Origin of the sequence: Enterobacter oligotrophicus (genome assembly GCF_009176645.1) — a bacterium.
Taxonomy (GTDB): domain Bacteria; phylum Pseudomonadota; class Gammaproteobacteria; order Enterobacterales; family Enterobacteriaceae; genus Enterobacter; species Enterobacter oligotrophicus.
Genome location: NZ_AP019007.1, coordinates 4,390,275 through 4,410,947 on the forward strand (window position 1 = coordinate 4,390,275; position 20,673 = coordinate 4,410,947).

The following is a 20,673-nucleotide window of genomic DNA, read 5'->3' on the forward strand; positions in this document are numbered from 1 at the left end:
ATGAAATTCAGTGAACTGTGGTTACGCGAATGGGTGAACACCACGCTTGACAGCGAAGCGCTTTCCAACCAGATCACCATGGCGGGTCTGGAAGTTGATGGCGTCGAGCCGGTTGCAGGTGCTTTCAACGGTGTGGTTGTGGGTGAAGTGGTTGAGTGCGGTCAGCACCCAAACGCCGATAAACTGCGCGTGACAAAAGTGAATGTCGGCGGCGATCGCTTACTGGATATCGTCTGCGGCGCGCCAAACTGCCGCCAGGGACTGAAAGTGGCTGTAGCAACCGTTGGTGCGGTGCTGCCGGGTGATTTCAAAATTAAAGCGGCGAAACTGCGTGGTGAACCGTCTGAAGGCATGCTGTGCTCGTTCTCCGAGCTGGGTATTTCTGACGATCACAGCGGTATTATTGAGCTGCCGCAGGATGCGCCAGTTGGCACCGATATTCGCGAATATCTGAACCTTGATGACAACACCATCGAAATCAGCGTCACGCCAAACCGTGCCGACTGTTTAGGGATTATCGGCGTGGCGCGCGATGTTGCCGTGCTGAACCAGGCTGAGCTGAATGCGCCGGAAATTGCCCCGGTTGACGCCACCATCAGCGACACGCTGCCAATCCAGGTTGAAGCCGCTGACGCTTGCCCGCGCTACCTCGGCCGCGTGGTGAAAGGTATCAACGTTAAAGCGCCAACCCCACTGTGGATAAAAGAGAAACTGCGTCGCTGCGGTATCCGTTCCATTGATGCCGTGGTTGACGTGACCAACTACGTTCTGCTGGAGCTGGGCCAGCCGATGCATGCGTTCGATAAAGATCGCATCGAAGGCGGGATTGTTGTGCGTATGGCGAAAGAGGGCGAAACCCTGGTTCTGCTGGACGGTAGCGAAGCGAAACTGAACGCCGACACCCTGGTGATTGCTGACCACAGCAAAGCGCTGGCAATGGGCGGGATCTTCGGTGGCGAACATTCTGGCGTGAACGATGAGACGCAAAACGTCCTGCTGGAATGCGCATTCTTCAGCCCGCTCTCTATCACTGGTCGTGCACGTCGTCATGGCCTGCACACCGACGCCTCTCACCGCTATGAGCGCGGCGTTGACCCGGCGTTGCAGTACAAAGCGATGGAGCGTGCGACTCGCCTGCTGATCGACATCTGTGGCGGTGAAGCCGGTCCGGTTATCGATGTGACCAACGAAGCAACTCTGCCGAAACGCGCCACCATCACCCTGCGCCGCAGCAAGCTGGATCGCCTGATTGGCCACCATGTTGCCGATGCACAGGTGACCGATATTCTGACGCGTCTGGGCTGTGAAGTGACTGAAGGTCAGGACGAGTGGAAAGCCGTTGCACCATCCTGGCGTTTCGACATGGAGATCGAAGAAGACCTGGTGGAAGAAGTGGCTCGCGTATACGGCTACAACAACATCCCTGACGAGCCGGTGCAGGCGGGTCTGGTGATGGGCACCCACCGTGAAGCTGACCTGTCCCTGAAGCGTGTGAAAACCATGCTGAACGACAAAGGCTATCAGGAAGTGATCACCTACAGCTTCGTGGACCCTAAGCTGCAGCAGCTAATCCACCCAGGCCAGGAAGCGTTGATTCTGCCAAGCCCGATCTCCAGCGAAATGTCTGCAATGCGCCTTTCCCTGTGGACGGGTCTGCTTGGCACCATCGTGTATAACCAGAATCGCCAGCAAAACCGTGTGCGAATTTTTGAAAGCGGTTTACGCTTTGTACCGGATAATCAGGCAAATTTAGGCATCCGTCAGGATCTCATGCTGGCTGGCGCAATTAGCGGCAACCGCTATGAAGAGCACTGGGACCTGGCAAAAGGCACCGTTGATTTCTACGATATGAAGGGCGATCTGGAAGCGATTCTCGATCTGACCGGTAAATTATCTGAAATTGAATTCCGTGCAGAAGCCATTCCAGCCCTGCATCCGGGCCAGAGTGCGGCAATTTATTTAGACGGCAAACGTGTTGGTTTCATTGGTGTTGTTCACCCTGAACTGGAACGTAAACTGGATCTGAACGGCCGTACCATCGTGTTCGAGCTGGAGTGGAACCCGGTCGCAGACCGCGTCATTCCTCAGGCGCAGGACGTCTCCCGCTTCCCGGCGAACCGCCGCGATATCGCGGTTGTGGTCGCGGAAAACGTGCCTGCAGCAGATATTTTGGCCGAATGTAAGAAAGTTGGCGTAAATCAGGTAGTTGGCGTAAACTTATTTGACGTGTACCGCGGCAAGGGCGTAGCAGAAGGTTTCAAGAGCCTCGCTATTAGCCTTATCCTTCAGGATACCAGCCGTACACTCGAAGAAGAGGAGATTGCCGCTACCGTCGCCAAATGTGTAGAGGCATTAAAAGAGCGATTCCAGGCATCATTGAGGGATTGAACCTATGGCGCTTACAAAAGCTGAAATGTCAGAATATCTGTTTGATAAGCTAGGGCTTAGCAAACGGGATGCTAAAGAGCTGGTAGAGCTGTTTTTCGAAGAGATCCGTCGTGCTCTGGAAAATGGTGAGCAGGTAAAACTCTCCGGCTTTGGCAATTTTGATTTGCGAGACAAAAACCAACGTCCGGGCCGTAACCCGAAGACGGGGGAAGATATTCCCATTACAGCCCGCCGCGTGGTGACCTTCAGACCCGGCCAGAAGTTAAAAAGCCGTGTCGAAAACGCAACGCCCAAAGCAGAGTAATATGAACTAACCAAAAAGGCCGCATTAGCGGCCTTTTTTCTTTGCTCTGCCCGGCAAACCCGCCGTAAAATCAATGGTATCTGACTCCTGAAAATACACTGCCTATGCTTGATTTCGTCCGCCAACAGCACCGTTCCGATCGACGCCGCCTGGGGATGCTCGTGCTGTTTCTTGTGGCATCCGCCGTGGTCAGCCTGTGTGCGGGCGAACGGTGGCTGGGGCCGGAAAGCTGGTTTAGCCCTGACGGACAGCTCTTTGTCTGGCAGATCCGCCTGCCGCGAACGCTGGCGGTGATCCTGGTCGGTGCCGCGCTGGCGTTGTGCGGCACAATGATGCAGGCGCTGTTTGAAAATCCGCTGGCGGAACCGGGGCTGCTCGGCGTGTCGAATGGCGCTGGCGTAGGGCTGATTGCTGCTGTCATGCTGGGTGGTGGCGAACTGTCCGCCTGGGGGATTAGCCTGAGCGCCATTTCCGGCGCACTGCTGATAACGGTCATTTTACTGCGCTTTGCCCGGCGACATTTATCAACAAGCCGGTTACTCCTTGCCGGAGTGGCGCTGGGGATCATCTGCAGCGCGCTGATGACCTGGGCAGTCTACTTCTCTACCTCCTTCGATCTGCGCCAGTTAATGTACTGGATGATGGGCGGCTTCGGTGGCGTTGACTGGCGGCAGGGCTGGTTGATGACGCTGTTGATCCCGGTCATGCTCTGGACCTGCTTTCAGGCTCAGCCGTTAAATACCCTCGCGCTGGGTGAAACGTCAGCCCGTCAGCTCGGTATGTCGCTGGGGTTATGGCGCAACGTACTGGTGATAGCCATCGGCTGGATGGTTGGCGTCAGCGTGGCGCTGGCGGGGGCGATTGGTTTTATCGGGCTGGTCATCCCGCATATGCTGCGTCTGTGCGGAATAACGGATCACCGCATCTTACTTCCGGCTTCGGCGGTTGCAGGCGCTGCAACCTTGCTGGTCGCCGACATTATCGCCCGGCTCGCCCTGACGGCGGCCGAATTACCCATCGGGGTCGTCACCGCCACGCTGGGCGCGCCGGTATTTATCTGGCTACTATTAAAAGCCGGACGTTAAATCACTACCCGTAAGACAACCTGAGGGAATGCTATGCAGTCTGATATTCTGAATACCGAAGTGACCACCATCGACGGCGAGAAAACCACGCTTGAAGGCTACAAAGGCAACGTTTTGCTCATCGTGAACGTGGCGTCTAAATGCGGTCTGACACCGCAATACGAACAGCTGGAAAACATTCAGAAAGCCTGGGAGAAAGACGGTTTCACCGTTCTGGGCTTCCCGTGCAACCAGTTCCTGGGCCAGGAGCCGGGCAGCGAAGAGGAGATCAAAACGTTCTGTAGCACCACCTATGGCGTGACGTTCCCGATGTTCAGCAAAATCGATGTCAACGGTGAGAACCGTCATCCGCTGTATGCGAAACTGGTTGCTGCAGCGCCGACGGCCGTTGCGCCTGAGGGCAGCGGTTTCTACGAGCGTATGGCGAGCAAAGGGCGTGCGCCGCTCTATCCTGACGATATCCTGTGGAATTTCGAGAAGTTCCTGATTGGGCGTGACGGCCAGGTTGTCCAGCGTTTTTCCCCGGATATGACGCCTGAAGACCCGATTGTCATGGAGTCTATCAAGCTGGCGCTGGCAAAATAATGACCTTGCTGATGCAGCTCACGGACGTCGCCGGGAAGGGGCGTCTGGAGCCGATAACTGCGACAATCAATGCGGGAGAGATCGTGCATCTTGTGGGGCCGAATGGCGCAGGCAAGAGCACGCTGCTGGCGCGCATGGCGGGCATGACCACCGGGCAAGGAGAGATAACGTTGCTCGGCCATGCGCTTACCGACTGGTCACCAGTGGCGCTGGCACACCGGCGGAGCTATTTAGTGCAACAGCAGATACCGCCGTTTGCGATGCCTGTCTGGCACTATCTGTTGCTGCATTTGCATGATAAACATAACACGGCGCTGCTTACCGAAGTGGCTGCGGCGCTGGGGCTGGAAGATAAGCTCACCCGTCACGCCAGCCAGCTTTCTGGCGGGGAGTGGCAGCGCGTGCGTCTGGCGGCGGTTATTCTGCAGATCCATCCGGCAGGCAATCCGCACGGCTGCCTGTTGCTCCTGGACGAGCCGATGAGCGGTCTGGACGTTGCTCAGCAGGCCGCGCTGGACGGGGTGCTCAGCGCGTTGTCCCGCAAAGGGGTGGCGGTGGTAATGAGCAGCCATGATTTGAACCATACGCTGCGCCATGCGCATCGGGTGTGGTTGCTGGCACGGGGCAAGCTCATTGCCAGTGGAACGCGCGATACCGTACTGACCCCGCCAAACCTTGCCACCGCGTATAACATGTTGTTCCGTCGGCTGGATATTGAGGGGCATAAGATGCTGATTTCCACTACTGCGGAGTAACCGTTTCTTGCGCAGGTGCACAATTGCACGCTAAATTACGGAAAGAGCAAAAAAAGCAGAGGATTCGTCTGAAAATGCGAGGCTGGTTTCTCCTTGTGGCAACATTAATTCTTGCGGGATGCAGTAGCCATCGTGCGCCTCCGCCTAATCCGCGGCTTTCCGATTCTATTACGGTTATTGCCAGCCTGAACGACCAGTTGAGCAACTGGCGCGGTACGCCTTATCGTTACGGTGGTATGAGCCGGGGCGGTGTCGATTGTTCTGGCTTCGTCCTGATGACTTTTCGCGATAAATTTGATCTCCAGCTGCCTCGCGAAACGCGTAAGCAGGCAGAAATTGGTACGGAAATCGATAAAGGGGATTTGCTCCCCGGCGACCTGGTGTTTTTCAAAACAGGCTCGGGTGAAAGCGGCCTTCATGTTGGCATTTATGACACCGATAACCAGTTCATTCATGCGTCGACCAGTCGCGGAGTGATGCGCTCCTCTCTCGATAATGTTTACTGGCGTAAAAACTTCTGGCAAGCCAGACGTATTTAGGACAATGTACATGTGGCCGTTCTGTTGACCTGGCGTCTAATAAACCGCGCCAGGTTTTCTTCATCGGGATGATTAAAGTTAAATTTCTGATGAATTACATATGTCTGTATGTGTCTGTTTTATCTAAAACTGGCTATTATTCAGTAACCAGGATAAGATTATTTTAGATTCAGGGATAAATCTGAAAATTAATACGGAACGAATGAAATTAATCTTATTAAAATCAAGCCAGTGGAATTGTGCCTGCAATTGCTCCAGGATGTCCTCTTTCATCTTTAATGTGGGGCGAGCGCGATGATTGTCACGCTAGATAATGCTTACCAGTCTGAACTTTTACTGCTTCCGGCGCGAAATAGTGCAGGTGAGCTTAAAGGTTTAGAAATTATGGTTAACTTTACTGGCGTAGGTACGGATGTCAGAATCCCAACTGAACTGGTTACTCCGCACCTTTCACCGGAAGAAGAGTTAGTGCTGTTTCATGAGAAACTGCAATTGCTCGATACCTGTAAACTGTTCTTTATTCAGCATCAGTTAATTGCGTGGATCAATATTACACCTGTAATTGTTGAGTTTTTATTAACTGACGGGAACGCTGTTTCAATACTTGAACGCTATCCATTTCTGGAGTTTAGTGTTAATGAGAACTATCCAGGTTTAAATAACGGCAAAGACGATCTGATGCTGGCAAGAATGGCGATCCATTTCCCTCTGGTTTTGGCTAACTTTGGTGCGGGCATCGCCACCCTCAAAGCGGTTTATGACGGTTTGTTTAAACGGGTAATACTGGATAAAGGTTTTATCCAGCAGCGTGCGTCCGAGCTCTCTTTTGAACCTTTTATGCGCGCGATACTCTGGCAAATTACGCCTCATTGTCAGTCCGTTATCCTCTCCGGTATAGACGATCACAACCTGTTGCAACGCGTATTGTCATTTAACGTTGGTGCAATGCAGGGTAATCTCTGGCCTGCGGTTCCGGCAGAACAGGTAACGACGCTCGTTCAGTGATAACCCTTTTCTTCGCCCGTGTTTAAGTGCAGGTAAACCCTCTACACTAAAAGCAGGAGGACTTATGACCCTGTCTTTTACTGCTCACTGGCATGATGAATTGCCAGGTTTTTACACCGCGCTTAAACCAACACCGTTACAGAATGCTCGTCTGATCTGGCACAACGATATGCTGGCGGATTCGCTGGGTATTCCGCCTGCCTTATTTCAGCCTGCCGATGGCGCTGGCGTCTGGGGCGGCGAAACGCTCCTTCCAGGAATGCAACCTCTGGCTCAGGTCTACAGCGGACATCAGTTTGGTGTCTGGGCGGGACAACTGGGCGATGGCCGGGGGATCTTGCTGGGCGAACAACAGCTCTCCGGTGATGATACCGTCGACTGGCATCTGAAAGGCGCTGGTCTGACGCCTTATTCACGGATGGGCGATGGCCGGGCGGTGCTGCGTTCAACCCTCCGCGAAAGTCTGGCCTCGGAAGCGATGCATGCACTTGGCATTCCCACTACCCGCGCGTTATCGGTCGTCACCAGCGATACGCCGGTTGCACGCGAGACGATGGAGCAGGGCGCGATGCTGATGCGCGTGGCTGAAAGTCATCTGCGCTTCGGACACTTTGAACATTTCTACTATCGCCGCGAGCCGGAGAAAGTCCGCCAGCTTGCGGATTACGCCATCCGACGCCACTGGCCCCGGTTGCAGAATGAGGCGGATAAATACGTCCTCTGGTTCCGTGATGTTGTTGCCCGTACCGCCTCAACGATCGCCCGCTGGCAGACCGTGGGTTTTGCACACGGCGTGATGAACACCGATAACATGTCTCTGCTGGGCCTGACCTTCGATTATGGCCCGTTCGGCTTTCTGGATGACTATCAGCCGGGCTATATCTGCAACCACTCAGATTATCAGGGACGCTACAGCTTTGATAATCAGCCTGCCGTGGGGCTGTGGAATTTACAGCGCCTTGCGCAGTCCTTGTCGCCATTTATTGATGTTGACGCGCTGAATGATGCGCTCGACGGTTACCAGGCGGTTTTGTTGCGGGAGTATGGTGCGCTCATGCGCAACAAGCTGGGACTGCTGACGCAGGAGAAAGGCGATAACGACCTTCTTAACGCCTTGTTCTCGCTGATGGCGCGCGAAGGCAGCGATTACACCCGTACTTTCCGCACGTTGGGTCATACCGAGCAACACAGCGCCGCCTCACCGCTGCGCGACGAGTTTATTGACCGTCAGGCCTTTGACGACTGGTTTACCGTATACCGGGCGCGTCTGCAGCAAGAGCAGATTGATGATGCTACCCGTCAGGCAAAAATGATGGCGGCCAATCCGGCGATGGTGCTGCGAAACTGGCTGGCACAGCGTGCGATTGAGCAGGCAGAGCGGGGCGATTACGACGAGTTACACCGTCTGCATATCGCGTTGCGCACGCCGTTTGCCGATCGGGAGGATGATTATGTCAGCCGCCCGCCGGACTGGGGCAAGCGGCTGGAGGTGAGCTGCTCAAGTTAAGGTGCAAGAAAAACCTGCGGAGCGGCGTGGGAAGGATGCCTGCCGACGTGTACCTGCGCGCCATACCAGCGCGCCAGTACGTCAGCCTGCAGCACCTGCTCCGGCGTGCCGTGGGAGACCATCCTGCCGTTGTGCAGCAGCATGATGCGATCCGCCCACAGCGCCGCCAGATTGAGATCGTGCAGCACCACGCAGACGTGGAGATGCCCCTGACGGGTCAGCGATTTCAACAACCGCAGCAGATGCTGCTGGTGGTAAAGATCCAGCGCGGAGGTAGGTTCATCGAGAAACAGCCAGCCGCGAGGAGCACCGTCGCGCCAGATCTGTGCCAGCGCGCGGGCAAGCTGTACGCGCTGCTGCTCGCCGCCAGACAGCGCATTGTACTGCCTGCCTGCCAGCGGCAGACAGCCGGTCAACTGCATCACGTCGTGAACGATAGACCGATCGGGCTGACGGCCCCACGGTGCTCGTCCCATCCCAATGACACCTTCAACCGGCCAGTCAAAGCCGAGCTGCGTATGCTGGCGCATGACCGCCCGGTAACGGGACAGCGTCTCCGGGTGCCATTCGCTGAGGGATTTTCCCGCCAGAAGACATCGTCCGCTGGCGGGTTTCAGGTAGCCGGTCAGCAGCCGCAGCAGTGTGGATTTCCCTGCACCGTTGGGGCCAATCAACGCCACCAGCTCTCCCTGGGATAGCGACAGCGAAACATCATCAATAAGCGTTCGCCCGGAAAGCGTACAGGAGACGTTCTCCGCGGTATAACGTTCAGCCATGCTGCCCTCCCCGCCGAAAAATAAGCCACAGGAACCACGGCGCACCGAGAATGCTGGTCAACAAACCGACCGGCATCTCTGCCGGGGCAACCAGCGTGCGTGCCACCGTGTCAGCGACAAGCAGCAGTGACGCACCCGCCAGCACCGAGCCTGGAATAACGGCCCGGTGATCGGCTCCCAGCCACATACGCATCAGGTGCGGTACGACAAGCCCCACAAAGCCAATCACGCCGCTGACGGCGACGGCGGCCGCCACCAGCAAGGCGCTGCACAGTAGCAGTATCCGCTGGACAACGGCGACATCCACGCCAAGGTAATGCGCCTCTTCTTCGCCCAGCTGTAGCAAATTGAGCGCGCTGGCCAGACGCCAGACAACCAGTACCGTGGGCACCATCAGCGAGGTGACGGCCAGCAGCGTTGACCACTGCGCCTGGCCGAGACTGCCCATGCCCCAGAGTGAAAGCTGACGCAACTGAGCATCGTTACTGACCCAGGACAGCACGCCGACTGCTGCACCGCACAGCGCGTTGATGGCGATGCCGATAAGCAACAGACGCGACAGGGAACTGTCACGCTGCTGGCTGAGCAGGAAAATCACGACCGTTGCTGCCAGTGCGCCAATAAACGCCGCGAGCATCGGGGCGTAGAGCATCACCAGCGCAGGCAAAGAGAGGGGAAGCACCACCCACAGAGCAACGGCCAGCGCCGCGCCGCTGCTGATCCCGAGCAGGCCAGGATCGGCAAGCGGGTTGCGAAACAGCCCCTGCATCACGCAGCCTGCCAGCGCCAGCGAACCACCTATCACCAGTGCCAGCAACACGCGGGGCAGGCGGATAGTCAGCCAGATCTGGCGCAGCGCCTCATCGCTGCCGTTCCACAGCAGGCTGACCGGCAGGCGCAACGCGCCAAAACCGGTCGCCATCAGCGTCATAACGGTCAGCAGGGCAGCCAGTACCCACAGCGACAACGTGACCCGCCGGGACATCAGGGCAGTTGCTCCGCTCTGGCGCGCAACTGCTGGATCGCATGTGGCGTCCGTACGCTAAAACCCAGCAGCGCCATATCATCGATTGCCAGTACCTGCTTGTTGCGTCCCGCCGGGGTTTGCGCCAGCCCTGGCAGCTTCCACAGATTCGCTTCACCACCCAGTGCGTTGATGCCATCCTGCGAAATCACCACCAGATCCGGCTGGCTGGCGATCACGCCTTCCTGCGAGAGCGGCTGGTAGCGGGTAAAACCCTGCATCGCATTCTGCAAACCCGCTGCGCGGATGGCTGCATCTGCACCGGTCTGTTGTCCGGCGGCCATCGCGGTCATCCCGCCGTGGTTGAGGATAAACAGCACCCGCTTGTTCAGCGGTGAAGAGGGCAGCGCTGCCAGCGCCTGACGAAGCGTATTGCGCAGAGTTTCCCCTTGCGCTTCGCGATGCGTTGCGTCAGCAATCACCCGCACTTTTTCGTCGATGACGCTCAGGTCGTTACTGCCGGGGACGGTGATCACCTTCACATGACTTTGCTCTACCTGCTTTAACGCCAGAGACGGTTGTGCCTGTGCGCTCGCCAGGACCAGCGTGGGGCGCATGGATAAAATCCCTTCGGCGTTGAGCTGGCGCAAATACCCTACGTCAGGCAGGTCGTTCGCCGCCTGCGGCCACTGGCTGGTACTGTCGCGCGCCACCAGAGAAGACTGCGCGCCAAGCGCATAGACAATCTCTGTGACATCGCCGCCGAGAGAGACAATCCTCTCTGGCGCAGAGGCAAAGGCGACAAACGGTAAGGCACTTAGCAGAGCAAGCCATTTTTTCATGCGGCCAGCCCTTTTGGTGTCAGGGCGTCGATCTGGCTGCGCCACTGGCTCTGCTCAGGCTCGCCTTCGGTGCGCTGACCATAGAGCTGCGCGATTTGTGTGCCGTCGGCGGCGAATAACTCCAGGCTGGTAACGTGACCGTCAGCCGTTGGTTTACGGGTCACCCAGGTTTCCGCAATGGTCTCTTCCAGCAGATGCAGGGTAAAGTTCGGGTTGAAGATATTCAGCCAGCCTTTCATCGGCACCAGCTTTTCCACCACGCCGGTGAAGATCTGCACGCAACCGCGATTGCCCACAAACACCATGATTTCGTTGCCGTCCTGACGTGCAGTATCCAGTAACTGCGCCAGTGCGCTGTTGTCTACCCTGCAGGCGAGATTGTCACCCACCAGACGGAACGCCTGCTGGCGGCTCAGGTTGTGACGCTTCAGCAGGCTGAAGAACTGGTGTACGTCGGTCATGGCGCGCCACTCTTTGTCCACAGTGCCTGCGTCGACATGTTCGGCGTGAGCCGGTGCTTCGGCTGCTTTCAGTTCCAGTGGCGGATTATCGGCAAAGATAAAGCGGGTCAGCACGTCGCCCCAGGCGGAGATGTCGGTATTGTCCGTGGTGTATACCTTCAGCAGTGCATCGCCCTGGTGGTCAAAAAACTGAATGCTCTGGCGCTCGCCACGCGCGGTCGTTTCACTGATGTGAAACACGCTTGCCCACTGGTTGAGGAACAGACGCAGATCCAGCGCACGTGGGTTCAGTACCAGCCCGGCGTGGCCGTTGAGGTGCTGATTGGTAAAGGTGCCAACCTGTTCGTGAACGGCATACTCGTTACGGCAGATGCACTTTGTCTCACCCACGGCTTCCAGCGCGCCTAAAATCTCGCGAATGTCGCCGTGCAGCCGCCAGGCATCGTGGCCCACGCGTGCGAAGGTCAACTCCGCTTCGCTGATATTCATTAAGCCTGCGATGTCACGCGCGTACTTACCTGGGTTTTCTTCTTTTAGCTCAAGCCAGCGTGTGTAGTGATTCATTGTCTCTTCCTTCCGGATAAATGCCCCGGCGAACCGGGGCGAGGGGATTACCACTGATAACTCACAAAAATCTTACCGTTACGGCCGTCCTGCGGAATACCCTGAGGAGACCAGTATTCTTTATCGAAGGCATTGCCCAGCACCAGAGTGGTGGTGATGCCTTTGAACTGCTCCTGACCCTGATAGCTCACGTAGAAGTCATTAACCGCATAGCCAGGCTGCTTGCTGTAGCTGCTGCTGATATGCGTTGAGCGATCGACAAAGGTACCGATCCAGCCCACGGAGAAGCCACTTTGCGCCACCGGAATATCCAGCTTACTGGTCACGGTGTCCGGGTTAATGCTCGAAATGTACTCGCCCGTATCGGTGTCTTTTCCGCGCGTGCGGTTATAGGCCACGTCGAGGTTGAACAGGTCGGCAGAGTATTTCGCCATCACGTCCCAGCCCCAGATTTTGGCGTTAGGGACGTTATAGGACATGGTGGTCGCTGCCGCAAAATCGACGGTGGTGGAGATGTAGTCTTTGGCTTTGGTATCAAAGTAGCTGGCTTTGAACTCTAGCGCATCGTTGGCGAGCATCAGATCGTCAAAGCGCAGACCAAAACCGTACTCCTGGGTTTCGTTGGTTTCCGGACGCAGGTTCGGGTTTGGCACCCAGTAGTTGGTGTAGAAACTGCCGATGGAGAAGTGTTTGGCGTCGTTATACATCTCGCCCATCGTCGGCGCGCGGAACGCTTGTGCGTAAGAGCCGAACAGCATCAGCCAGTCGGTTGGGCTGACGGTTAACCCAGCACGTGATGACCACTTATCCGCATCGACATCGTCATAGCCTTCGCTGCTGCCACGGTAGTTGTCATAACGCGTACCGCCGAGGAGGGTCACAGGCAGGTCGCGCAGGGTGATCTCATCCTGCAACCAGCCGGAGCTGAAATCGATTTTTGCTTCCGGGAAGCCGGTTGTAGTGCCACCCGGATTCTGCTCCTGACGGTAATACTCTCCGCCGTAGGTCAACAGATGCGAGGCAAAGGAGTCGCTGAACAGGCGGGTACGGTTTTCCACTTTCCCCCCTTTGGTGGTCTGCTTACGGAATTCACCGGTGCCGTCGATGTTCTGGGCGTTAATACGGGCTTCAGACCAGTAAACTTTCGCGTCGGCGTTCAGCCAGTCGTTACCTTCCGGCGCTATTTTATAGCCAAGCTGCGCGTCGCGCTGGATGGTGGAGCGGTCGGTCATCGGGTTGCTGCTGTCGTCCGCGTCGGTGGTTTGCGGGTTTTTGGGTTCCTGCGCGTCGTTGTTGTAGTAGCGCAGGGAGCCGCTCAGGGTTTGCGCCGGGTCGATCTTCCAGCTCCCTTTCGCCAGCATGTTGTTAATCGATTCATCGTTAGGGGCCGTAGCGCCATCGCTCTGGCGGATATCACCGCGATCGCGGCTCGACCACGCGACCAGGCCGTCCAGGGTATCAGTACGGCCATACGCGCTGGCACCCATACCGATGCTGTGATCGCCGGTCGCACCCGTACCAAATACGCGGTAGCCGCTGTTTTTCCCCGGCTCCAGCAGGTCTTTGGCATCGGCAGTGTCGTAGGAGATCACGCCGCCCAGCGCACCGCTGCCGTACAGCAGGGCAGACGGGCCGCGCACCACTTCGATGCGTTTGATCAGCGCCGGGTCAAGGAAGGTGCTGTTGAGGTGGCCGGTATCGGTGCCCTGACGCACGCCGTCAACCAGCACCAGCACGCCACGGCGGTCGTAACCACGCAGGTTGACATCCTGACCGTTGGTGCGGCCAGTGCCGTCCAGCGTCAGGCCTGGCACCTTACGCAGCAGGTCGGGGGCAGAGCTGGCCGTTTTATTTTCCGGGGCGGTAGCATCAATCACGCTGACCATCATTGGCGCTTCAAAGGCACTACGGGCGTTGCCCGTGGCGGTGACGGTAATATCATCTGTGGCAGCAAACGCGACGCCCGGCAGGGTGCTGACAATCGCCAGAGCCAGGAGTGACGGACGTAAAGACGCGGAATGCAGGTGTGGCATAGCAACTCTCCATTAAGAATCGAAAGCGCTGGCTGCCTGGGGATCACCTGGGTGGCTGGCGTATTTTTTGTTTAGTTTATTTTGTGAGGATCAGTTTTCCGGCATTCGTCTGGCGCAGCAGGTAGTGCTGGCCGTCATGCTCGATGATCACCCGCCCTTCGTCACCCAACAGGGTTTTGCTGTCGATTCGGCGATCGCCAGGCGCGGGGGAAGAGGCTGTGTGGTTATTTGCTGGCGTTGCCGCACTGTTAGCCGTACGTGACATAATGTTTATAAATAGCAATCAATGTAACAATGATAATCATTATCAATAAACTGCAAATTCACGGCAAGCGTTTTTGTGAAAATTGTGTGACGGGATCAAATTTGGAAGGGGAGGTGCGGCCTGATGCCCTCACCCCGGCCCTCTCCCACGGGGAGAGGGAGAGGGGCACGAACCGTAGGTCGGGTAAGCGCAGCGCCACCCGACAATCACATCAGAAGCGCGAGTCAACCGCCGCCGCCAGTTTCTCCACCAACAGCTCGCTGTCTTCCCAGCTCAGGCAGGGATCGGTAATCGACTGGCCGTAAACCATCTGCTGCCCGGCCACAATCTTCTGGGTGCCTTCTTTAAGAAAACTTTCGGCCATAATGCCCGCAACGGCAGTGGAACCACTGCGGATCTGCTGGCAGATCTCATCGCAGACATCCAGCTGGCGTCGGTGCTGTTTCTGGCAATTTCCGTGGCTGAAATCCACCACCAGGTGTTCCGGCAGATCAAACTCGGCCAGCGTTTCGCAAGCCGCGGCGATATCTTCCGCGTGGTAGTTCGGTTTTTTACCACCGCGCATAATGATATGGCCGTACGGGTTGCCACTGGTCTGGTAGATGGTCATCTGGCCGCTCTTATCCGGCGAGAGGAACATGTGGCTGGCGCGGGAGGCACGAATGGCATCCACGGCGATACGGGTGTTGCCGTCCGTTCCGTTCTTGAAGCCGACCGGGCAGGAGAGCGCAGACGCCATCTCGCGGTGGATCTGGCTTTCGGTGGTGCGTGCGCCAATGGCTCCCCAGCTGATCAGATCGGCGATAAACTGTCCGGTCACCATATCGAGGAATTCGGTTGCGGTCGGTACGCCCAGCTCGTTCACCTGCAGCAGCAGCTTGCGCGCCAGCGCAATACCGTGATTCACGCGGTAGCTGCCGTTGAGGTCAGGATCGGAAATCAGCCCCTTCCAGCCCACCACGGTACGCGGTTTTTCAAAGTAGGTACGCATCACAATCTCAAGGCGATGCTGATATTTTTCACGCAGCCCCTGAAGGCGTTTGGCGTAATCCATTGCCGCATCCAGATCGTGGATCGAGCACGGCCCGATGATCACCAGCAGACGGTTGTCTTCGCCATTGAGGATTTTTTCAATGCGTCGGCGGGACGCGGTGACATGTTCCGCAACGCCTGCGGAAACGGGATGCCGCTGTGCCAGTTCAGCCGGAGTGACAAGGCTATCAATGCGCGCAGTGCGGAGTTCGTCGGTTTTATTCATGGGATATCTCAGAAATTTTTTGCTTCATCGGCAGACTACCGGGAAGTGATGGGCATCACCTTAAACCAATCCCTGCTGATTTCAAGTTCGGGGCGAATTCGCCCCGATGATGGGCATAATGATAACTGAATCTCAAATAATGTACTAGCATATTAGTACATGCGACGGTTCAGTCCCATGATATCAAGGATTTTGGTCGCAATTTCTTCTACCGAGTAGTTGGTACTGTTCAGCCACGGGATCTGGTTTTTGCGGTACAGGGCTTCAACTTCAGAGACTTCCATCCGACACTGGCGCATCGAGGCGTAGCGGCTGTTCTCGCGGCGCTCTTCACGGATGGCGGCCAGCCGCTCCGGGTTGATGGTCAGGCCGAACAGCTTGTGTTGCAGCGGCTTGAGCGCAGCGGGCAGGACAAGGTTATCCATGTCATCGGCAATAAAGGGGTAGTTTGCCGCGCGAATACCAAACTGCATCGCCAGGTAGAGGCTGGTCGGCGTTTTACCGCAGCGTGATACGCCTAACAGGATCACCTGCGCCTGATCCAGATTGCGCAGCGAAATGCCATCATCGTGCGCCAGGGTGTAGTCAATGGCGGCGATACGTGCATCGTATTTGGTCAGGTTACCGGGGTTCAGCCCGTGGGTTCGGTGGGCAATTGGCGTTGGATCGAGCTTCAGTTCGCTCTGCAGCGGCGCAACCAGCGCCTGCACAATATCCTGACAAAAACCTTCACTTTGCAGAATGATGTTGCGAATTTCAGGGATAACAATGGAATAGAAAACCAGCGGGCGCACGCCGGTTTGCTGGAAAATCGCGTCAATCTGATCTTTAACCGCTTTGGCGCGGCTCTCATTTTCCACAAACGGCAGCGTGATGCTGTTAATCGAAACGGGGAATTGCGACATCACCGCATGCCCCAGTACCTCGGCGGTGATCGCCGTACCATCAGAAATATAAAAAACGTGGCGATCGACAGCATTATCCATTTTATCCACCCTGAATAGCGTACCTAATTGCCTGAAAGCATAAATTAAAAAAGTTAAAACCACAGCAAAGAACTTATCCTAATTATAAATGAAATGGTGTTTTTAATTTTCCTGAAAAGTGGATTTCATTTTTCAAATAGCGGCTTTGTTTCTGTGGTTTTTTGCGGATTCTTTAGGAATCATCGGGTTAGCGCGGAACAGGAAAGTGTCCGAAAAGTTGAAAATTTAAATTGCTTACACGATTCACCGTTTTTTTAGCGCAAATAATTATGCCAGTATAAATACGTAGTCAGGTGTTTCTTACTCCGATCAAATATCACAAAAGGATTGTTTCGATGTCCAACAATGGCTCGTCACCGCTGGTGCTTTGGTATAACCAACTCGGCATGAATGATGTAGACAGAGTTGGGGGCAAAAATGCCTCCCTGGGTGAAATGATTACAAATCTGTCCGGTATGGGTGTCTCCGTACCAAACGGGTTTGCCACAACTGCCGATGCGTTTAACCTGTTTTTAGACCAGAGCGGCGTAAACCAGCGCATTTACGACCTGCTGGATAAAACGGATATTGATGATGTTACCGAGCTTGCGAAAGCCGGGGCACAAATCCGCCAGTGGATTATCGACACACCTTTCCAGCCGGAACTGGAAAAAGCCATCCACGACGCCTACAACCAGCTCTCTGCGGACGATGCGCAGGCCTCCTTTGCCGTGCGCTCCTCTGCCACCGCTGAAGATATGCCAGATGCGTCGTTTGCCGGACAGCAGGAGACCTTCCTCAACGTCCAGGGCTACGATGCGGTGCTGGTGGCGGTGAAGCATGTGTTTGCTTCCCTGTTTAACGACCGCGCCATCTCCTACCGTGTGCACCAGGGCTACGACCACCGTGGCGTGGCGCTCTCCGCTGGCGTGCAGCGCATGGTGCGTTCTGATGTCGGCTCCTCCGGCGTGATGTTCTCCATTGATACCGAATCCGGCTTTGACCAGGTGGTATTTATCACCTCCGCGTGGGGCCTGGGTGAGATGGTGGTGCAGGGGGCCGTGAACCCTGACGAATTCTACGTACACAAACCAACGCTTGCCGCAAACCGTCCGGCGGTGGTGCGCCGCACCATGGGCTCGAAAAAAATCCGCATGATTTATGCCCCGACGCAGGAGCATGGCAAGCAGGTCACGATTGAAGATGTTCCGCAGGAGCAGCGCGATCGCTTCTCACTGAGCGATGCTGAAGTGCAGGAGCTGGCGAAGCAGGCGGTGCAGATCGAGAAACATTACGGCCGTCCGATGGATATCGAATGGGCGAAAGACGGTCACACTGGCAAGTTGTTTATCGTGCAGGCACGTCCGGAAACGGTGCGTTCTCGTGGTCAGGTGATGGAGCGCTACACGCTGCACGCGCAGGGCAAAATCGTGGCGGAAGGCCGCGCGATTGGCCACCGCATCGGTGCCGGTCCGGTGAAAGTGATCCACGATATCAGCGAGATGAACCGCATTCAGCCGGGCGACGTACTGGTGACCGACATGACCGACCCGGACTGGGAGCCGATCATGAAGAAAGCTGCGGCTATCGTGACTAACCGTGGTGGCCGTACCTGTCACGCGGCGATCATCGCCCGCGAGCTGGGCATTCCTGCGGTTGTCGGCTGTGGCGATGCCACCGAGCGCATGAAGGACGACGAGAAAGTCACCGTCTCCTGTGCCGAAGGCGATACCGGTTACGTGTATGCCGATATCCTCGACTTCAGCGTGAAAAGCTCCAGTGTGGATACCATGCCGGATCTGCCGCTGAAGATCATGATGAACGTCGGTAACCCGGACCGTGCGTTTGACTTTGCCTGCCTGCCGAATGAAGGCGTTGGTCTGGCGCGCCTGGAGTTTATCATCAACCGCATGATCGGCGTTCACCCGCGCGCGCTGCTGGAGTTTGATGACCAGGATGCGAAACTGCAGAACGAAATCCGCGAGATGATGAAAGGCTACGACTCGCCGAAAGAGTTTTACGTCGGCCGTCTGACCGAAGGGATCGCCACGCTGGGGGCAGCGTTTTACCCGAAACGCGTGATTGTGCGTCTGTCGGACTTCAAGTCCAACGAATACGCCAACCTGGTGGGTGGTGAGCGTTACGAGCCGGAAGAAGAGAACCCGATGCTGGGCTTCCGTGGTGCCGGACGCTACGTGTCTGACAGCTTCCGCGACTGCTTTGCCCTGGAGTGTGAGGCGGTGAAACGCGTGCGTAACGACATGGGGCTGACCAACGTGGAAATCATGATCCCGTTCGTGCGTACCGTGGATCAGGCGAAAGCGGTGGTTGACGAGCTGGCGCGTCAGGGGCTGAAGCGCGGCGAAAACGGGCTGAAGATCATCATGATGTGTGAGATCCCCTCCAACGCCCTGCTGGCCGAGCAGTTCCTGGAACATTTCGATGGCTTCTCTATTGGCTCGAACGATATGACGCAGCTGGCGCTGGGGCTGGATCGGGACTCCGGCGTGGTCTCTGAGCTGTTCGATGAACGCAACGAAGCGGTGAAAGCGCTGCTGTCGATGTCCATTCGCGCGGCGAAGAAACAGGGTAAATACGTCGGGATTTGTGGTCAGGGTCCATCCGACCATGAAGACTTTGCCGCGTGGCTGATGGAGGAGGGGATTGATAGCCTGTCTCTGAACCCGGACACCGTGGTGCAAACCTGGCTAAGCCTGGCGGAACTGAATAAGTAACGTTTTACGGGGCTGCAAAAACTCAGGGTGAGGCGATAGTCCTCACCCTTTTATTTTTCCTCTTATTTGCACCTCATCACAAATAAAACAAAAAACCAAATATCATAATTTGTCTGTTAATTTAGACAATTGTTAGTGCGCAACGCGTTGCTAATACTTGAGCCTTGACTTCGCATGAGATGTACGTAATGCGGAAATGGTTGAAATACGTTTTAACCTGATAAAAAGGCATATAACAATGACAATCTCCTCTGTTTTGCGTACCAAAGATAAAATAGGCTATGGCTTAGGTGACATGGCCAGCGCGCTGGTCTGGCAAACGGCAACGTTATTTCTTGCGTATTTCTATACGGACGTTTTCGGTTTACCCGCGGCCATTATGGGAACCATGTTTTTAGTGGTTCGCGCGGTCGATGCTTTTGTCGACCCTTGTATTGGTGCGCTGGTGGATCGCACCCGGACGCGCCACGGTCGGTTCCGTCCCTGGCTGCTGTGGTTTGCCATTCCGTTTGGCGTAAGTTGTCTCATTACCTTCTATGTTCCCGATGTGGGCGCAACGGCAAAAATTGTTTATGCCTGCGTCACCTATGCCATTTTAAGCCTAATCTATTCCGCCATTAATGTGCCTTACTGCGCTATGCCGGGTGCACTGACGCTGGACCCGCGTGAGCGCCACTCCCTGCAGTCCTGGCGCTTTGGTCTGTCGTTTATCGGCGGGTTGATCGTCACGGTGATCGCCTTACCGCTGGTCTCGCATTTAGGCCAGGGTAACGTGCAAAAAGGGTATTTTTATGCGATGAGTCTGATGGGCTTACTGGGTATCGTTTTATTTTTCTGCTGTTTTTTCATGACCCGCGAACGTTATTCTCCGCGTAATGATACCTCCGGCTCCATGCTCACCGATTTAAAACTGCTGGCGGGAAATAGCCAGTGGCGTATCGTTTTTCTGTTTAATATTTTGTTGTTAACTGCCGTGGTGACGCGCGGCTCTGCGACCATGTATTACGTCAACTATGTACTGCTGCGCCCGGAACTGGTCTTCGCTTTTATTGTTTCAGGAATGGTGGCGTCATTAAGCGGTGCATTATTATCTGAACGTTTACTGGGGAAATATGACCGCGTGCGTGCCTATCAGTGGACCATTATTTCCTTTGTTATTTTCGGTGCGCTGATTTTCTTCATTCCTCCGTCACAGGTCTGGCTGATATTTGGCCTGAACATCGTCTTTAGTTTTATTCAAAACCTGACCACGCCGCTACAGTGGACCATGTTCTCGGATGTGGTGGATTACGAAGAGCATCGCAGCGGTCGCAGGCTGGATGGCCTGGTCTTTTCAACTGCGTTGTTTGCCATCAAGTTTGGGCTTGCGCTGGGGGGCGCTGTTGTGGGTTGGGTTCTGGGAATGGTGGATTACGCGCCAGGCCAGACGACCCAGACACCGCACGTACTTTCCACCATCAATGCGCTGTTTACCCTCATACCTTGCGCGCTGTTCCTCTGCATGGTCGCGCTCCTTTCCATCTACAAACTGAACAGTCGTCTGGTGGATTCCATCGCACGGGAACTGGCCCGCAAACGTGACGAACGGCCCGATGCAGAATCCTTCAGCCCGGCAACCCATTCCGCAATACAGGAGTAAAAC

The 20,673-nt window shown here is 55.9% G+C and carries 18 protein-coding genes; 10 read left to right on the top strand and 8 right to left on the bottom strand.

All coding sequences use genetic code 11. From position 1 onward, the window contains the following. The 8 genes from pheT (at position 1) to selO (ending at position 8,168) form a co-directional block, all read left to right on the top strand. Positions 1 to 2,388 (top strand): phenylalanine--tRNA ligase subunit beta, encoded by a 2,388-nt coding sequence (gene pheT / locus EoCCA6_RS21080; protein ID WP_152084312.1) that lies wholly within the window; start codon positions 1 to 3, stop codon positions 2,386 to 2,388. 4 nt (positions 2,389 to 2,392) lie between these two features. Beyond that, positions 2,393 to 2,692, top strand: a complete 300-nt coding sequence (gene ihfA / locus EoCCA6_RS21085; protein ID WP_003857805.1) for an integration host factor subunit alpha — start codon at positions 2,393 to 2,395, stop codon at positions 2,690 to 2,692. A gap of 104 nt (positions 2,693 to 2,796) precedes the next feature. After that, complete coding sequence (btuC, locus tag EoCCA6_RS21090; RefSeq protein ID WP_152084313.1) at positions 2,797 to 3,777, top strand: vitamin B12 ABC transporter permease BtuC; 981 nt, start codon at positions 2,797 to 2,799, stop codon at positions 3,775 to 3,777. A 33-nt stretch (positions 3,778 to 3,810) separates the two neighbouring features. Next, positions 3,811 to 4,362: a glutathione peroxidase gene (locus EoCCA6_RS21095; protein WP_152084314.1), complete on the top strand. Its 552-nt coding sequence runs from the start codon at positions 3,811 to 3,813 to the stop codon at positions 4,360 to 4,362. Further along, entirely contained in the window at positions 4,362 to 5,117 is a 756-nt protein-coding gene (gene btuD / locus EoCCA6_RS21100; RefSeq protein WP_152084315.1) for a vitamin B12 ABC transporter ATP-binding protein BtuD, read from the top strand. Before EoCCA6_RS21095 ends, btuD begins: the two co-directional genes overlap by 1 nt. 74 nt (positions 5,118 to 5,191) lie before the next feature. After that, positions 5,192 to 5,656: an NlpC/P60 family protein gene (locus EoCCA6_RS21105; RefSeq protein ID WP_152084316.1), complete on the top strand. Its 465-nt coding sequence runs from the start codon at positions 5,192 to 5,194 to the stop codon at positions 5,654 to 5,656. A gap of 294 nt (positions 5,657 to 5,950) precedes the next feature. Beyond that, positions 5,951 to 6,661: an EAL domain-containing protein gene (locus tag EoCCA6_RS21110; RefSeq protein WP_152084317.1), complete on the top strand. Its 711-nt coding sequence runs from the start codon at positions 5,951 to 5,953 to the stop codon at positions 6,659 to 6,661. Between the two features lie 64 nt (positions 6,662 to 6,725). After that, entirely contained in the window at positions 6,726 to 8,168 is a 1,443-nt protein-coding gene (selO, locus tag EoCCA6_RS21115) for a protein adenylyltransferase SelO (protein ID WP_152084318.1), read from the top strand. Here the strand turns inward: selO and EoCCA6_RS21120 are convergent. From EoCCA6_RS21120 to ppsR, 8 genes are all read right to left on the bottom strand, one after another. Further along, positions 8,165 to 8,944 carry a heme ABC transporter ATP-binding protein gene (locus EoCCA6_RS21120; protein ID WP_152084319.1) on the bottom strand — a complete coding sequence of 260 codons (780 nt, stop codon included), beginning with the start codon at positions 8,942 to 8,944 and terminating at the stop codon, positions 8,165 to 8,167. The genes selO and EoCCA6_RS21120 overlap by 4 nt on opposite strands. Then, positions 8,937 to 9,929: a FecCD family ABC transporter permease gene (locus EoCCA6_RS21125; protein WP_152084320.1), complete on the bottom strand. Its 993-nt coding sequence runs from the start codon at positions 9,927 to 9,929 to the stop codon at positions 8,937 to 8,939. The genes EoCCA6_RS21120 and EoCCA6_RS21125 overlap by 8 nt, the downstream gene beginning before the upstream one ends. Then, positions 9,929 to 10,750, bottom strand: a complete 822-nt coding sequence (locus EoCCA6_RS21130; RefSeq protein ID WP_152084321.1) for a heme/hemin ABC transporter substrate-binding protein — start codon at positions 10,748 to 10,750, stop codon at positions 9,929 to 9,931. The genes EoCCA6_RS21125 and EoCCA6_RS21130 overlap by 1 nt, the downstream gene beginning before the upstream one ends. After that, positions 10,747 to 11,775, bottom strand: a complete 1,029-nt coding sequence (gene chuS / locus EoCCA6_RS21135) for a hematinate-forming heme oxygenase ChuS (RefSeq protein ID WP_152084322.1) — start codon at positions 11,773 to 11,775, stop codon at positions 10,747 to 10,749. Before chuS ends, EoCCA6_RS21130 begins: the two co-directional genes overlap by 4 nt. Before the next feature lie 47 nt (positions 11,776 to 11,822). Continuing rightward, entirely contained in the window at positions 11,823 to 13,808 is a 1,986-nt protein-coding gene (locus EoCCA6_RS21140; protein ID WP_152084323.1) for a TonB-dependent hemoglobin/transferrin/lactoferrin family receptor, read from the bottom strand. A 76-nt stretch (positions 13,809 to 13,884) separates the two neighbouring features. Beyond that, positions 13,885 to 14,073, bottom strand: coding sequence for a hemin uptake protein HemP (hemP, locus tag EoCCA6_RS21145; protein WP_152084324.1), 189 nt, complete (start codon positions 14,071 to 14,073; stop codon positions 13,885 to 13,887). A gap of 211 nt (positions 14,074 to 14,284) precedes the next feature. Then, on the bottom strand, positions 14,285 to 15,331 hold the full coding sequence (aroH, locus tag EoCCA6_RS21150; protein ID WP_152084325.1) for a 3-deoxy-7-phosphoheptulonate synthase AroH: 1,047 nt from the start codon (positions 15,329 to 15,331) through the stop codon (positions 14,285 to 14,287). A gap of 152 nt (positions 15,332 to 15,483) precedes the next feature. Further along, positions 15,484 to 16,317, bottom strand: a complete 834-nt coding sequence (gene ppsR, locus EoCCA6_RS21155) for a posphoenolpyruvate synthetase regulatory kinase/phosphorylase PpsR (RefSeq protein WP_152084326.1) — start codon at positions 16,315 to 16,317, stop codon at positions 15,484 to 15,486. Between the two features lie 335 nt (positions 16,318 to 16,652). Between ppsR and ppsA the strand changes: the two genes are divergently transcribed. Continuing rightward, a complete protein-coding gene (gene ppsA / locus EoCCA6_RS21160; protein ID WP_152084327.1) occupies positions 16,653 to 19,031 on the top strand; it encodes a phosphoenolpyruvate synthase in 2,379 nt (792 codons plus the stop codon). A 238-nt stretch (positions 19,032 to 19,269) separates the two neighbouring features. Further along, the gene (locus tag EoCCA6_RS21165; protein ID WP_152084328.1) at positions 19,270 to 20,670 is read left to right on the top strand and encodes an MFS transporter; all 1,401 of its coding nucleotides are present in this window, start codon (positions 19,270 to 19,272) and stop codon (positions 20,668 to 20,670) included. Positions 20,671 to 20,673 lie beyond the last annotated feature (3 nt).